General features: G+C 52.5%; 12 protein-coding genes. All 12 read left to right on the forward strand.

The genetic code is table 11. The features are described 5' to 3' along the window. Positions 1-15 precede the first annotated feature (15 nt). Positions 16-525 (forward strand): DUF3828 domain-containing protein, encoded by a 510-nt coding sequence (locus tag ACWKX3_RS19390; RefSeq protein ID WP_337285606.1) that lies wholly within the window; start codon positions 16-18, stop codon positions 523-525. 13 nt (positions 526-538) lie between these two features. After that, the gene (locus ACWKX3_RS19395; RefSeq protein WP_454542241.1) at positions 539-3,262 is read left to right on the forward strand and encodes a hypothetical protein; all 2,724 of its coding nucleotides are present in this window, start codon (positions 539-541) and stop codon (positions 3,260-3,262) included. A 1-nt stretch (position 3,263) separates the two neighbouring features. After that, on the forward strand, positions 3,264-3,692 hold the full coding sequence (locus tag ACWKX3_RS19400; RefSeq protein WP_454542242.1) for a hypothetical protein: 429 nt from the start codon (positions 3,264-3,266) through the stop codon (positions 3,690-3,692). Positions 3,693-4,208: 516 nt separating this feature from the next. Next, a complete protein-coding gene (locus ACWKX3_RS19405; protein WP_454542243.1) occupies positions 4,209-4,529 on the forward strand; it encodes a hypothetical protein in 321 nt (106 codons plus the stop codon). A 55-nt stretch (positions 4,530-4,584) separates the two neighbouring features. Further along, positions 4,585-4,848: a PAAR domain-containing protein gene (locus tag ACWKX3_RS19410; RefSeq protein WP_202560677.1), complete on the forward strand. Its 264-nt coding sequence runs from the start codon at positions 4,585-4,587 to the stop codon at positions 4,846-4,848. 2 nt (positions 4,849-4,850) lie between these two features. Further along, positions 4,851-6,059, forward strand: a complete 1,209-nt coding sequence (locus ACWKX3_RS19415) for a hypothetical protein (RefSeq protein ID WP_202560676.1) — start codon at positions 4,851-4,853, stop codon at positions 6,057-6,059. Then, positions 6,052-9,432: an ImcF-related family protein gene (locus ACWKX3_RS19420; RefSeq protein WP_454542244.1), complete on the forward strand. Its 3,381-nt coding sequence runs from the start codon at positions 6,052-6,054 to the stop codon at positions 9,430-9,432. Before ACWKX3_RS19415 ends, ACWKX3_RS19420 begins: the two co-directional genes overlap by 8 nt. Positions 9,433-9,534: 102 nt before the next feature. Next, complete coding sequence (tssA, locus tag ACWKX3_RS19425; RefSeq protein ID WP_454542245.1) at positions 9,535-11,142, forward strand: type VI secretion system protein TssA; 1,608 nt, start codon at positions 9,535-9,537, stop codon at positions 11,140-11,142. 29 nt (positions 11,143-11,171) lie between these two features. Continuing rightward, a complete protein-coding gene (gene tssF, locus ACWKX3_RS19430) occupies positions 11,172-12,941 on the forward strand; it encodes a type VI secretion system baseplate subunit TssF (RefSeq protein WP_454542246.1) in 1,770 nt (589 codons plus the stop codon). Continuing rightward, positions 12,905-13,987 (forward strand): type VI secretion system baseplate subunit TssG, encoded by a 1,083-nt coding sequence (gene tssG / locus ACWKX3_RS19435; protein ID WP_454542247.1) that lies wholly within the window; start codon positions 12,905-12,907, stop codon positions 13,985-13,987. The genes tssF and tssG overlap by 37 nt, the downstream gene beginning before the upstream one ends. Positions 13,988-14,022: 35 nt before the next feature. Further along, the gene (tssJ, locus tag ACWKX3_RS19440; protein WP_454542248.1) at positions 14,023-14,547 is read left to right on the forward strand and encodes a type VI secretion system lipoprotein TssJ; all 525 of its coding nucleotides are present in this window, start codon (positions 14,023-14,025) and stop codon (positions 14,545-14,547) included. A gap of 4 nt (positions 14,548-14,551) precedes the next feature. Continuing rightward, positions 14,552-15,744 (forward strand): type VI secretion system Vgr family protein (locus ACWKX3_RS19445; protein ID WP_454542249.1); only part of this gene is annotated, 1,193 nt, incomplete at its 3' end.

A 15,744-nucleotide genomic window follows, 5' to 3' on the forward strand; every position in this document is an offset into this window, starting at 1 on the left:
TAATCTGGATATTTTATGAATATTTCCAAAAGATTTTATATTCTATTGATTGCTGTGCTGTTGCTGGTAAATTTCAGTACTTGGTCCGCAATTGATAATAAAGAAAGCCCAGCACAGGTTTCTAAAGAATTTTATTCTATGTATATGGATTTTTATTTCAAAATGATTCCGCCTGACGCTGTAATATTTCAATCCATGATGAATAAATATGTCACTCCCAGGTTCAATAAAGAAATAAAGAAAAATGAAATATGTGAAGGTAGGCATGATCCAGTTTGTAAAATCGATGGTGTTGAACCTGGGTTGGGATATGTCTATATCATTAGAGCACAAGATGCTTACGATGATTGGAAAGTAATTAAAGCCGAAATGATAAAATCCGGTAAGGAACGAGCCAGCGTTAAAGTTTATTTGGGAAGGCGGGAAACACAGCAAATCATTATGGTTTCCATGATTAAAAACAATGAAAAGTGGCAAATTGATAAGGTTTCAGATTTGAGAATAGCACCCTACCGCTTCCAGTAATTGAGATGATTTTATGTGGAATAAAGACTCAGCATTATCCCATCTTAATATTAATGCACGTGCTCATAGCAAGTCTCAATGTGCAAAATATGTAAGGCAAGCAATTGAAGCTGGTGGTATTACCATAACAAGACCTGCTCCCCGTCCGGGTTTAACCTTTCCGGCAGCCGCTGATTATGGTCCACATATACAGGCAAAGAAATTTATGCCTGTTTATACATATGTCGGAGATGGTTCATCATTACCCAGTGTTACATCCATTCCAGGACAGCAGGCCGGTGATGTCGTAGTTATTCAGCCTATACCCGGCCATCCATATGGGCATATGGCAATGTTTAACGGAACCCAGTGGGTTTCAGACTTCAGACAGGAACAGCTTGGTTTTTATCCGGGACGTGCCTATCAGAATCTAAAACCTGCATTTATCATGTATCGTTTTGACGCCAAGGAGCAGCCGCAGAAGCATACCGAAAATAACGGGCATAAACAGGTAAAAATTTGCTTCCCCATCACAAAGCAAAGCGGCCAGGAGTTTTCAACGACAGAGGATATTCTGTCCCACATTGGTGGGGAATCCACTGGACAGTATACGATTGGCCGCAGCGGTATGTGGCATGGGGGTATTCATATTACCGAAGCCACCACTCCATGGTGTGCCTTGAGTGGTAAAGCTCCTCTGGAGGCTTTTGATTTCCCGGTTCCCTTTAAAGGTGAACAGGCAGTGCGATGCATGGCTGACGGGGAAGTGGTTGCTTATCGTGTCTGCAAGGATTATCTGTCGCTTGCATGGGAATCTGGTCCGCTGAGTTTTTCGGGTTCATTTGTTCTGGTAAAACACTATATCCAGCCAGGTGAGAAAGAATCCAGCGGGGTGCATTTTTATACCCTGTATATGCATTTGGCCCCGTATTCTGCCTATAGCGACACAAAGTGGGCACTTCAGGATTCGCTGCCAGCCTACGATCCTGAATGGGTGATGTCGGCCAGTACAAAGAACAAAGGTGTCAGCAACAGTTATAAAAAAGGCACGATGCCGAAGGGGGCTGTTATCGAATGGGACAAGACGAACGGAAGTCTCCATACTGTTGCGTTCAATCAGCGAGAATACGGACTTGTTACTCTCCTGGAACTCCCTGAGGATACGACGGAGAAAAAGAAAGAAAGCTCCCTGACGCCTGGTCAGGAATACTGGATACTGGTGGATAACAACAATATTTCGCCTAATCCGGCCCATCCTTCCTGGTGGCAGAAATTGATGCCTCCAGCCAAAGAGGCAATGAAATTTGACCAGGTTGTGTGCCCGACGCCTTATGCCATCAAGGCTGGTGAACCTGTTGGGCACATGGGCTACTATCAGGCACCTAAGGACGGGGGATATGAGGCGCGATATCAGGTACATATCGAGTGCATCAGCATGGATGACAATCTGGAAAAATTCCTGACTAACCCTGACAAAGTCGGCGAGAAAAATCCCCTCTGGCTGAAGTATGCTCCGGGGCTTGCTCTGTATAAAAAAGATGTCGCTACTGGAAAATTCACAAAAGATACCAGAGCGACTACCAGGAGCGGGCTTCTTTCACTAAAACAGGTGCAAACGGAAACCGACAAATCGACCAAACAGGAATACTGGCAGTTGCGACGAGAAAATGCATATGCGCTCAAAGGGCAGGCTGAACCGCAGCTTCTGTCGCAGTATGATCTGGCCAAACTGGGTTTCAGAACTGAAACAGCAGAGCCTGACAGCTTTGATTACCTTGATGGGAAAAATCAGCCCGTAGGATTCTTCCGTTGGCTCATTAATTTGCTCTACGAGGCCGCAACAGGAGATACTCGCACCAGTCATGCACTGGTAAAACATAATTATCAGCGCCTGCTGGATAAAATTGACAGTGGAAGCGACCGTTACTCACCAGGGGAATACTGGAGAGCACTTCATAATCCCGACTATCGTGACGTTATTCAGAAAACTATCGTAAAACATCCCAGCGACTGGTACTTCAAAAAAGAGGATGCTATCTGGCAACCGTTCCTGAATGCGCTCAAGAAAGATGCCCCTGAATGGAAGAAGTACAGCGAAGATTTTCTCGATAAAATGGCATGGATGCAGGATGTAAATAAAGGAAGGAAAGAAAAACTTGGACCTTCGTTATGGCATATGCATCCAATAATGTTTTTAGGCTCACTGATTAAAAGAGATGAAATTATATGGATGAAAAAATTCGCAGAAAAATTTGGTTTAGTTAAAGCTGATGCATTTAGGTCCAAGTTATTAGAAGTTTCGAAGGAATTAGGTATTGACCCGAACTACATTATGGCATGTATCGCACTAGAAACAGGAAATACATTTAGAACAGATATCAAAAACCCGGGCTCATCTGCAACGGGGCTAATTCAGTTTATGGACGATACGGCCAAAGATCTAGGAACGTCAACCCGGCAACTCCGAGCAATGGACCACGTAGAGCAAATGGAATATGTCAAGAAATACTTTCAAATGCAGGCGGACAATGTCGGGGTTCCAACAGAACAATGGACTCTTGAGGATGTATATTACTCGATATTCAGACCTAAAACGATATTGCTTGGGTCAAATGATATTGTTTATCAAAGAAGTGATGGGGACTACTATAGTAAGAACCTATATCATGACAAAAATAATGATGGTAAGATCACGAAAAATGAAATAGCAGAAAACATTAGGGTATATTACAAATTAGGCATTCCTGAGGCAGGATAATATGGTAACAAAAGTACAACACGTTACAACAGCATTATGTTTGTTAGTTATATCAATTTCAGCATATTGTGCTCATAGCAAGGATGTATTAGTCAACGCCAACGAGCTCAAGGATACAGGTTTTCAGGATGGGCAAACGGGTACTGTAAATGTTGATCTGAATAGTGATGGGTACCAAGATACTATTGAATATACTTTTTCAAGCACAACACCACCTGGCACTTGTGATCAGTCAGATTGCATGTCTAGCTTGGACAACTCTCCAATATTAACATTCCAGATAAAAATGCATGATGGTAAGTCTATCGATGGCTCATACATGTGTACTTCTCTAAGTGTGTCCAGAGAACGTCATAATGGAATGAAAGACCTATTATGTGGACCAAAGTATATTCTTCGCTGGAACGGAGAAGAATATGGTACAGACTAACCAGTACTATAAGCACCTTCTAATGAAGGTGCTAAATTCCAACTTTCAGAAAATCTAAAAATGCATGTTTGATATTATATTTCCATCAGTATCAGTTACGATGTAATATAAAGTTGGTTGTATACGCTGGAGTAGAGGTAATTGGGCTAACTGGCACTCACGAAACCCTATAATTCAAAAGCATAACAGAACTGCCATTTCTAAAATGAGGCATACTTTTGCTGATGAAATTAAAGAGGAGAGTAAATGAAAGATTATAAAAGAATGACGGCCCTATTACTTTCTTTGTTGCCGTTGTCTACGTCGCTTGCTGCAAGCCCAGAACAGTGCCACTCATATTTCACTGAATAAGTGAGGAGCAGTAACTATCCATTTAATGAATGGAATGTTAAATCTAAAGAAGTAAACTTAATAATTGATGAAGATGATGATTCAATTATTAGAGCAAAGCTAGTGGTTGATATTGATGGTACAGGCACAATAGGATGGGTTTTGTTTGATAAGAATTAAACAGAGTTGCTTAATACAACCATCGATCCAGAAAAAGCAATAAAGCTGTCCTATAACAATGAATATAAGAAAGCTCAAAAATATTTCCTTTCTGGTGAGGTTGTTTATCAAGTTCAAAGTAAGAAGCGTGAGTGTTTTTTTGAAAAAAAAACTGATTCCGGCATGAAGAAAACAAACACATTCATTGTCAATGGTGATTATGTTCAGCGATTAGAAACGCAGGGCAGTTATACCCAAGTTTCTTATCAAACGAAGTCAGGAAACAATGTAATTGGCTGGGTCAAATTGGCTTCATTGAGAAAAATTGACTTTAAAAATACTTGGTAAGAAGCGTTTATTGCATTGGCATCTTTCATGACACAGACATTTATGAGGTAAATTTATGCTTCAAATTATCCGCAAAGGCGATAAAACCACCCACGGTGGTTCGGTCATGACCGCTTCCGAAACGATGAAATTCGGCGGTATAGGTGCTGCCCGTAAAGGCGACAAAGTGTCATGCCCGGTTCCGGGGCATGGCCCGACAACCATCATAGAAGGCAATCCTAATTATCTTGATCATGGTATCCCGGTTGCATTTCATGGTCACAAATGCGCCTGTGGTTGTACGTTGATCAGTTCATTTGTCGCAGCAAAGGTTGCCTGATTATGCCCGTCTGGCTGGATGCTATTCCTGAAAAAGCCCCAAAGATAGCCCGTCCCGGCACCCGCCGCTGGCTGCTGTTCCTGGCATTTATCATGCTGGGGGGGATAGCGCTCACGCTATGGTGCTGGACGGCAGAGCGAACCGGATTTGTCTTCTGGTTCACTGCGTTGGGTCTTCCATTTTGCACCTGGGGGCTTATTTTCGGTTTACGCAGGTTTGCCTATAAAGCCGAACAGGTGGGGACCGAGTCCCGAAATGTTGAGCGAGAAGCGCTCATTGACAGTGAAATTCTGCGCGGTCAACGCTGTGCCTGGATCCTCGGTACTTATATACAGAGTCCGGCCGGAAACAAAACCGACGACCTGCTGGAGGTGATGAAGGTCGCCGCTCCCTATATCGACTTTTCGCACCCTAGAGGGTGTGACAAACCTGTCAGGTACGCGGCATTAACAGAATATCAAACGGATTTGTCGAAAGCGTTGAAAGCAGCGGTCATCAAGCTGACCGCGCGTGTGGATGTAATCGTTCAGCCACTTCCTCCAGAGCTGCCATGCTGGCTGATGCTGGACTGTGACAATGACCTGTATCCCCTGATTGAAGAGCAGCTTAAGGCTGAGCTCTCACTCAAAACAGGCAGGATATTTCGCCTGATGGCCGGTAAAGGACTAGGCGCATTTGATGCCTGGCTGGACAAGAGATGGGACAATGCGGGCATGCTGGTTGCCATCACGCTGTCATTACCGGCGTCCCCCCGGGAAGAAGACGCTGACGCTGTCTCTATGGTGGTATTCAGCAATCGTAAAGCCCACGCCTGGCCGAATGCGCTTCGCCTTCATCGGCCCGAAAGGGGAACAGAAACAACGCTCACAAAGACGCTCAACCGGGCGCTACTCTGGGCGAAGACCAAACCCAATGAACTCAAAGGAAGCTGGATCTCCGGTCCCACATTGACATCGGGCAGCGGCTGGAATAATGCCTGCGAGGCGAGCGGTGTGGAATTTAGTCTTTCTGAAGACAACTTCAGTATCGACCCGGTGCTGGGCTACACCGGCCATGCGGCTCCATGGGTTGCCATCATGCTTGCCGATGCAGCCTATGAGCAACGAGGGATGCAGGTTATCGCCGCGCAACCCGCCGCCGACAAAGACGACGTCTGGATCGCCGTCATCACCAAAGAAGAAGTTCGCAAGGAATCGCCTAAGAATGTCTAAGGTAAAAGTTAAAACACTCATCGGCTCCGTAGTGACTGTCGTATTTTTCCTGACGGTTATCGTGGCATTTTTGTTTTATGCCTTTCCGGAAAACGTCGCCTTGGCCACCGGATTCGGTCCGTATGACGGCCAGCGCATACTCACGTTCTGCGCCATGCTGGTTGCCGCGCTGTTTTTACTCGGCTGGCTGACAGAGAAGGCTTTCGACTTCGCCGGTAAATCGGGTCTGTACCTCCACTGGGGACAGAAAAAATCTCAGATTGCCGCTCCTGTAGCGGGTAGTATCGCTAGCATAGAAGACGACGAAGAACCGATCTTCAGCGAAGATGCGGTGTCCGAACACCTGTTATTTCGCTATGGTCGCCGCTGGCAGCGTAAGGTGCGCTTCCTGCTGGTTATGGGTAATCCGGACGACGTCCAGAAAGCGGCCCCGGGCCTGTGTCATGACCTCTGGCAGGAAGGCGACGGCAACGTGCTGATCTATGGCGGTGATGCGCAGTCACTCCCGGATGAGATCTTCCTTTCAAAACTGAAACGCCTGCGTTCCGGGCAACCGGTTGATGGCATCGTCCAGGTGATGAGTACCTCAGCCCTCCCGACGGATAGCGAACGGGATGCCTTCTTGCGTTGTCGCCAGAAAGCCGACCACCTGTTGGGCTGGCAGGCGCCCGTCTGGCTGTGGCTGACCGATAAAGCCACCGGTGCTCAGCAGGGCGCGGAAACGGCTGCGACAGGGGTTATATTCGGGCCGGAAGGCACCGTGAAAGGCGCAGGTGAAGCGTTTTCTACACTGGCGCTACACCTTCAAAAAACGGGTATGGCACAGATACTGAATAATCCGGAACATAACGGCCTGCTTCAGTTGTCTTCTCATCTGCGGCAAGAGCTAAAAGCCAGTTTGACCGTTTTACTCTGCGGGCTGATGCAGGGATCTGCGGCGTGGCGTTTACGCGGTGTCATGTTCAGCCCTGAACTGGTCGCTGCTGGAACGGTGCCAAACACGCGCCTTGACACGCCGACCTGGAAAGTCGTCATTGATGACTGTGATGCCGTCAGCGGCAGAAAACTGGGCTTCGACGGGCTGAAGATGCTGCGGTTAACCCTGCTTTCCCTGATTGTCCTCTGGGGGACCGGTACGCTACTGTCCCTCATCGTTAACCGTACCCAGATTTATCAGGCGCAGGAGACGGCGAGACAGGCTGCGGATACCTCGCTACCGCTGGCTGAACGGCTGCGTAATCAACTTATTCTTCAGCAATCCATTGCCCGTCTGCAGCATCGTGAAGAGACAGGTGCGCCGTGGTACACCCGATTTGGTCTTAATCAGGACGGCGACACGCTGGCCGGGCTCTGGCCACTGTATGCGAAAAATAACGCACAGCTGATGAGAGATGCCACAGCAGAGCATCTCAGGCAGCAGCTGAATGCCTTTGTGCAACTTCCTCCCGCCAGTGATGCCCGTATACAGGGCACACAGCATACCTACGACGTGCTAAAAAGTTACCTGATGATGGCCCGTCCGGACAAAGCAGACGCGGGGTGGCTGGCAAAAAACGTGATGACGGCCTGGCCAAAACGCCAGAATGTGCCGGACGGCACGTGGCGGGAAATAGCGCCGAAACTACTGGGCTTTTATGCGCAGAACCTCCCGGCACATCCGGAATGGAAAATTAAGCCCGATGCTGAATTAATCAGCACAGTACGTCAGATCCTGCTCAAACAGATTGGCCAGCGGAACGCTGAGTCCGGGCTGTACCAGGACATGCTTAAGCGCGTTGCCAGTAACTGGCCTGATTTAACGCTGGCGGACATGACCGGTGATACCGATGCCTCAACGGTATTCAGCACCGGCGACGCCGTCCCGGGCATGTTTACGCGCCAGGCCTGGGAAGAGCAGGTTCAGGATGCAATTGATGAGGTGGTCAAAACCCGTCGTGACGAAATCGACTGGGTACTGACGGATAAAACCCATCAGGCCGGGAGTGATATCTCCCCGGAAGCGCTGAAGGCCCGCCTGACGGAACGCTATTTTACCGATTTTGGCAATGCGTGGCTGAACATGGTCAACAGCATTCAGTGGCAGGAAGCCACCTCACTGTCTGAAGCGATCGCCCAGCTTAATCTAATCGGCGATGTCCGACAGTCGCCGCTGGTCGCACTTATGAACACGCTGGCCTGGCAGGGAAAAACCGGACAGAAAGGCGAGGCGCTGGCGGATTCAATAGTGGATTCAGCGAAAAAACTGGTCGGTAAGAATAAAAACGCAAAACAGTTCATTGAACAGGCGCAGGGCCCTAAAGGTCCGCTCGATGCGGTGTTTGGCCCGCTGATGGGGCTGATGGAAGGGAAAGAGGGCACCGGTAGCAACGGTAACCTCAGCTTCCAGTCGTGGCTTGCCCGCGTCACACAGGTGCGGCTGAAGCTTCAGCAGGTTACAAGCGCACCGGATCCGCAGGCCATGTCGCAGATGCTGGCCCAGACCGTGTTTCAGGGAAAAGCCATCGATCTGACCGATACCCGTGATTACGGCAGCCTGGTTGCGGCAAGCCTGGGTCAGGAGTGGAACGGGTTTGGTCAGTCGCTGTTTGTGCAACCCCTGGATCTGGCCTGGCGACAGGTGCTTGCCCCGGCTGCGGGAAGTCTCAATGCCCGCTGGCAGTCGACCATTGTCGAACAGTGGAATAAGGCTTTTGCGGGACGCTATCCGTTCAAAGCTACCGGCAGCGATGCCTCCCTGCCGCTGCTGGCGCAGTTCCTGCGCAGCGACTCGGGTCGAATCACCACCTTTCTGAAAACTAACCTGGGCGGGATCCTTCACCAGGAAGGGAATCGCTGGGTCGTTGATCCATCCGCAAGCCAGGGAATGGTGGTCGATCCCGGGTTCCTCCGTGCGATTAACCAGCTGGCGGAACTGTCCGATATCGTCTTCTCTCAGGGCGATGCGAATGTTCATTTCGAGCTGATGGCACGTCCGTCTCGTGACGTTGCTCGCGTACAGCTTTCGCTTGATGAGCAAAACCTCGACTACTTCAACCAGATGGAAAGCTGGCAGAGCTTTACCTGGCCGGGAAATACGTATTATCCGGGTGTTAGCCTCAACTGGCGCAGCGTTAACAGCGGTATGCAGCTTTACGCCAGCAACCAGGGGAACTGGGGCTTTATTCGCCTGCTGGACAAGGCACTCATCACTCCGCTTGATGCCAGCCGCACGCAGCTGGTGTGGATCACCCCTGACGGGAATCCGCTGAAGTTTGTGATGCGCAGCGAGCTTGGAGACGGTCCTCTGGCGCTACTGAAGCTTCAGGGGTTCACTCTTCCTGAAACGATCTTCGACGTCGCCGCTGACGTCGCTGACGCAGAAGGATTCCAGTGACGAAGGGCAATCGACGTCAGCGCACACCGCCAATGGGTAAAACGACGCTTCTTCGAAAGCGGTCGTGAGATTTATGAAAGAGACTAACAAACGGGAAAAACAATGAGTTCACCGGAAGAGCTGTTAACCGCCTGCGCCAACGACACAGAAGAACAGAAGCGCCTTATCGCCCGGGCAAGTGACGCCCTGGCACTCTGGGATAACTGGCTGCTCCCGTTCACCTCCGGGTCTGAAACCGGGGACGATCCCGCATACGACGATAATTTTCAGCTGATGCGTGAGGAGATCAACAAGCTCTCAGGTACCGATTCAGCGTTATTGTGCGAGCTTGCCCAGAAATGTCTTTGCGAATGCGCCAAAGACATTCGTGTCGTGACCTGGTACGTGCAGGCCCGACTCAGCCGCGACGGTGAAAAAGGGTTGTCTGAAGGCTTACTGCTTCTTGTCGCGATGCTGACCCGCTACGGGCAGGCCTGTCATCCGCTGCGTCCCGCTGCCCGGAAAGCGGCGCTGGAGTGGCTGAACAGTGCAAAAGTGATTGATGCACTGCTGTTATGGCCCGAGGTGGACAGCAATGATGCCGGTCTGACGGCTGGTGCCATAAACCTGCTTGCATCCGCTGTGGCAAACTGGCCCGATGCTGAAAAACCGTCTTTTGCAGGCCTCTGTACTGCTCTTGAAAACCGCCTGGCACGCTCAGGTGGCATGGACGCTCTGATCCCGCAGAACAGTAGCGCCCAGGAGTACGGGCGTGAATCTGCCCATTCGGATTCACCGCAATTGTCTGCGGTGAAATCGGGCCGCGATTTACTCGACCAGACCAGGCTACTTTCCCGCTGGCTGAGCGAGCAGCCGCAGGGCTGGCTGGCTTCTCACCGGCTGATTAAGACCGTGCGGTGGGATACGGTCGATCAAATCCCCCCTCTCGACAGCAGCGGTCGCACCCGCCTTGTACCGCCGAAACCTGAGTATCGCGCTCAGCTTAAGCGGCTCTGGCTTCAGAAAAACTGGACCGAGCTGGTTGAGCAGGCCAGCCAGATGTATTGCGAAGGGGTCAATCATTTCTGGCTCGATCTCCAGTGGTATCTCTGGCAGGGGCTCAGCCATGCGGGTCAGCCGTGGGATACCTGGACAGACTCCGTCCTGTTCGATCTGCGGCTGCTACTTAAGCGCCTCCCGGGCCTTGAAGGTCTGGCCTGGAATGACGGCACCCCGTTTGCTGATGAAGTCACCACCGCCTGGATTGCTGAAAAAGTGAATGAAGAAGGTCTGATGTATGGCGATGAACCCGCTACCGTCGTTAATGGTCAGGCTGATGATGTGCTGCTCCTTGAGTCCGAAGCTATGGAGAAGGGAGACTCGGAAGGGCCCGAAGCGGCTTTTGCCTGGCTCCAGTCCCGTCCGGGGATGGACACCCCGCGCCACCGCTGGCTGATACGCCTGCTGATGGCCCGGGTGGCAGAGCAGTATGGCCGAAACGAAATGGCGCTTCATCTGCTTGGCGAACTGACTATCTGTGCACCACAACTGACGCTTAAAGACTGGGAACCCGGCCTGCTGTTTGAGGTTCAGGCCCGCCGACTGAAGCTGCTACGTATGAAAGCCGGTCGCAGCGAATCGGATAAGGCCTGTCTGATGCCTGAGATGGAGTCTTTGCTCGCAGGCTTGATTGCCATCGATCCTGCCCGTGCCATGGTGCTCTGTGGCTAATTTTTTAAATACTTTCAGGGATTTTGTGCATGGATGATTTAACCCTGCGCTATTACGAAGCAGAGATGCGCTACCTGCGTGAGGCAGGTAAAGAATTTGCCCGGGCCCATCCGGACCGAGCAGCGATGCTTAATCTGGATAAAACCGGTGCTCGCGACCCTTATGTGGAGCGCCTGTTCGAAGGCTTTGCCTTCCTGATGGGCCGTCTGCGCGAAAAGCTGGATGATGACCTGCCGGAACTGACCGAAGGGCTGGTGAGCCTGCTGTGGCCGCACTATATGCGGACTATCCCGTCGCTGGCCATCGTCGAGTTCTCACCTGACTGGCGTAGCCTGCGCCAGGCCGAAATGCTGGAGGAAGGTTTCTCTGTTCTGTCGCGCCCCGTAGGGCCGCATAAAACGGCCTGCCAGTACCGGGCGACCCGTGATGTTCCGCTGCAGCCCCTGCATCTTGCGGACGCCCGTTTGCATACGGAAACCAATGGACGTTCGGCGATTCGCCTGCGCTTCGAATGCCCCGAAAAAGTGGACTGGAGCAAAGCCGGGATCGACAAGGTCGCCATCTTCCTCAACGCGGAGAGCCCGGTCAGTTCAGCATTGCATTTAGCAATGACCCGACGCGTACATGCCATGTATGCCCGTCATGCCGGGACACACACCGAACGTCATCAGTTTGACGGCTGGTGTAAACCGATGGGCTTTGACGACAATGACGGACTGTGGAAGAAAGGGGATACAGCCTTCAGCGGTTACCAGTTGCTGCTGGAGTATTTCAGCTTCCGCCAGAAGTTTATGTTTGTTGAACTGCGCGGTCTCGACGCCATCGGGCTCACTGCGGCCAGTACCTGGTTTGAAATCGACATTGTGCTCAGCGAAGCCTGGTCATCCGATCTGCCCTTTGAGACAGAAAACTTCCGGCTGCACTGTGCGCCGGTCATCAATCTCTTCACGCTGGAAGCCGACCCGCTGACGCTTGACCCGCTGGAAAATGAATACCTTCTCAGGCCGCTGCGCCTTCAGGATGGCCACACCGAAATTTACAGCGTCGATAATATCCATGGTGCGCTGAAAAATGGCAAACATCCTTATGTGCCGTTCACCAGCTTCCGCCACCGTGGCGGTATGATGCGCCACGATGCCCCTGAGCGTTACTTCCACACCCGCGTGAAACGCGGCCCGTCAGGGCTTTATGACACCTGGCTCATTCTCGGTGGGCGCTCGTTCGAGCTTGAGCAACTGTCTGAAAAACCGGAGTCACTGTCGATGCGGATAACCGGCACCAACGGTCAGCTTCCGCGTAAGGCGCTGGAAAGCACGCTGCTGGACAGGGTTGTTAAGGCAGGAAAAGTGCCTGTCAGGGTGCTGAACATCACCGCACCGACGATGCCGCTGTATCCCCCGGCAAACGATCGTTTTCACTGGCGGGTGATGAGCCATCTCGGCTCAAACTTCCTCAGCATGATGGACAACCCAGAAGTATTGCGCGGCACGCTGGCGCTGTATGACTGGACCGACGATGAGATGAACCGACGTCGGCTTGAAGCCATTGTCGCGGTGAGACACACGCTGATCCGCCGTTTTGAGAAGGGCTTTATGCTCCGGGGCGTGGACATTGAGATCACGCTAAACATGGACAACTTTGCAGGCGAAGGTGATGTGAATCTCTTCGGCGAGATGTTGCACCGGTTCTTCGGGCTCTATGCGGATATTCACCTTTTTAATCAGCTCACGCTGGTACTGCAACCGACAGGAAAACGACTGAGATGGCGCGAGAATCACAGCCAGCACGTACCGGGCTGACGCCGGCCCTTAACAAAGATATCTGGCGGGCCAATTTCTATCGTTTCTGCCAGCTGCTGGAGCAGGAAAATCCGGACGCGCCTAAACTGGGCACCACCAGCCACCCGGCCAACGACCCGGTGCGCTTCCGGCCCTGGCCCGGAATGGGGTTTCCGGTAAGCACGTTGAAAGCGGTTGAAACCGATGAAGACCATCCTGAATTGCCCCCGACCGTTCGCACTACATTCCTGGGAATGTATGGCGTGGACTCGCCCTTGCCAACCGCTTACCTGGATGATATTGCGCAGCGGCGGGAAGGATACGAGGCGGTCACCTCGTTTCTGGACATCTTTAGCCACCGCATCACCACGCAGTATTACCGAATCTGGCGAAAATACGCCTATCCGGCCACCTTCGAGGCTGGTGGACGCGATGCCACATCACAGTGTCTGCTGGGACTGGTTGGGCTTGGCATACCGGGAACGGCCGATCGGGTGGCCACACCGGTTTCCCGCTTTCTGGCCTTACTCGGTACGATGCGCTTACCCACCCGCAATGCGGAAGGCATTCGGGCTCTGGTGAGCCTGCTGGCACCGAATACCCGGGCAATCATCACCGAGCCCGATCCGGTTAAGGTCCATATCGACAACCGCAGCGGTCTGGGTAGCGAAAATCGCATCCGTCTTTCGCAGCGCGCCACGCTGGGTAAATCGGCAAAAGAGGCATGTAGCCGGGTACTCGTTACGCTGGAAACGGAAGATCCTGACGAGGCCGAAGGGTGGTTACCCGGTGGGATCCTGTATACCGATCTGCTGGTTTTAATCCGTGTTTATCTCGGCTACCGCAGTGATGCACGTCTGCGTCTGACCGTGCCCGTGCGATTGCTTCCTGAACCTCGCCTGGGTAAGGGCAGGCGTATACAGCTGGGCAGAACTGGTTTACTGGGTCTGAAGGAAGGCAAACTCAGCAATAACCGGGATAGCCTGACCGTCAATCTGGGCTGCTATGAAGGGTTGCAATGCTCTGCGTTCCCCCCCGCTGAAGACGGGCATTACCGCTTCGACTAATCATCTACTCCCTCTTTTAATAAAGGAATTTTTGCATGGCAACAGTAACCCGCTGGTGGGCGCTGACGCTTATTGCCTGTGGTCTGCTCGCAGGCTGCGGCCTGACGCAGACCGTCACGGACGGCACGGTCAGCATCACGAAATCCATCTTCTATAAGAAAATTAAAACGCTGCATCTGGATTTTATCCCGCGCACGGCTATTAATGCCGATGGCGCACAGACGCCGCTGGCGACCATGGTCAGGGTCTATCAGCTCAAAGATCGTAAAGCGGTGGATGCCGCCGATTATCAGACGTTGCTGCGCAAGGCTGATACGGTGCTGAAGGAGGACGTGCTGGCGTCAAAAGCGCTGCTGGTGATGCCCAACGGCAGCGTGACGCTCAATATGCCGATGGATGAAGACGCGCAGTTTGTGGCGGTGGTGGGGCTGTTTAACCGCCCGGATATGCAGGGCAATCGCTGGCGTCTGGTGCTGACCCGGGACGACCTCGACCCGGACAAACCCCGCACGATTGAGCTGGGAGACGGCTGGCTCAGCCTCGTGCCGGTAAAGGAGTGACGTGATGGATAAGAATAACTGGCTGGCGCTTTTTGACGGGCAGACCCGCTATTTTCTGGATATTACTGACAGCCCGGTAAAACCGGACGTCCTGCGCTTTCGCGGCAGGGAAGCACTGAGCGAGCCGTTTAAATGGGACATCGAATTTACCTCCCTGCAGGCGAACATTCCCCCGGAAGACGTGCTGATGAAATATGCCTCCTTCCGCATGCGCAGCGGCAAACACGTTCACGGTATCGTCACCCGCCTGGAATGGCTCTCCACCACCGCCGACCAGTCGCACTACCGGCTCACGCTCAGCTCCCGCCTGGCCCTGCTGGAGCACACCCGCCAGTGCCGTGTTTTTCAGAACCAGTCGGTGCCGGAGGTGGTGGAGCAGGTGCTGCGTAAACACGGGCTGGAGGGGCCGGACTTTGAGCTCCGGCTGGAACGGACTTACCCGGCGCGTGAAATTATCACCCAGTGGCGGGAAACGGACCTGGAATTTATCCAGCGCATTCTGTCCGAGGTGGGGATTTACTGGCGCACGGAGATGGATAACACCCGAGAGCTGGATACGTTTATTTTTGCCGACAGCCAGGTGAGCTACCAGTTTGATGTGCGCCTGCCGTACCGCGAGCCGTCGGGCCTGTTCGACGGCGCGGCAGAGTCTGTGTGGGACGTGCGGACCTGGTACAGGGTTGTCACGGGCTCCGTCGCGACGCGGGATTACAACTACCGCACCGCCACCACGCCAATGGATGCGGCGGTCAGCGTGCGAAGCGATGCGGTCACCACCGGGGAGCACTACCGCTACGCCGCGCCTTACCGCGAGGCGGGTGATGACACCAGCCCGGAGCCGGAAACCGAATCCGGGGCGTTCTATGCGCGAATCCATCACGAGCGGGAGCTGAACAAATCGGCCCGCATTCACCTGTTCAGCAATGCCTCTGGTCTTACGCCCGGACAGGTGCTGGAGCCGCAGGAGGATGTCATTGCTGCCCTGAAAGAAGGCGTCCTTCTGACGCTCGTGACCTTCCGGGGCGCACGCGATTCCCGTCTGCACGTGTCGGTCTGGGGGATGCCCTACACTGAACGCTACTGTTACCGTCCTGCCGAAATCCCGCGTCCTGAAATCCACGGCACCCTGCCGGCCCGGGTTGAAAGCCGGGAGATGAACGACATTTACGCTCACCTGGATGACCAGGGGCGCTACAG

The organism is Enterobacter sp. UPMP2052 (assembly GCF_053709675.1).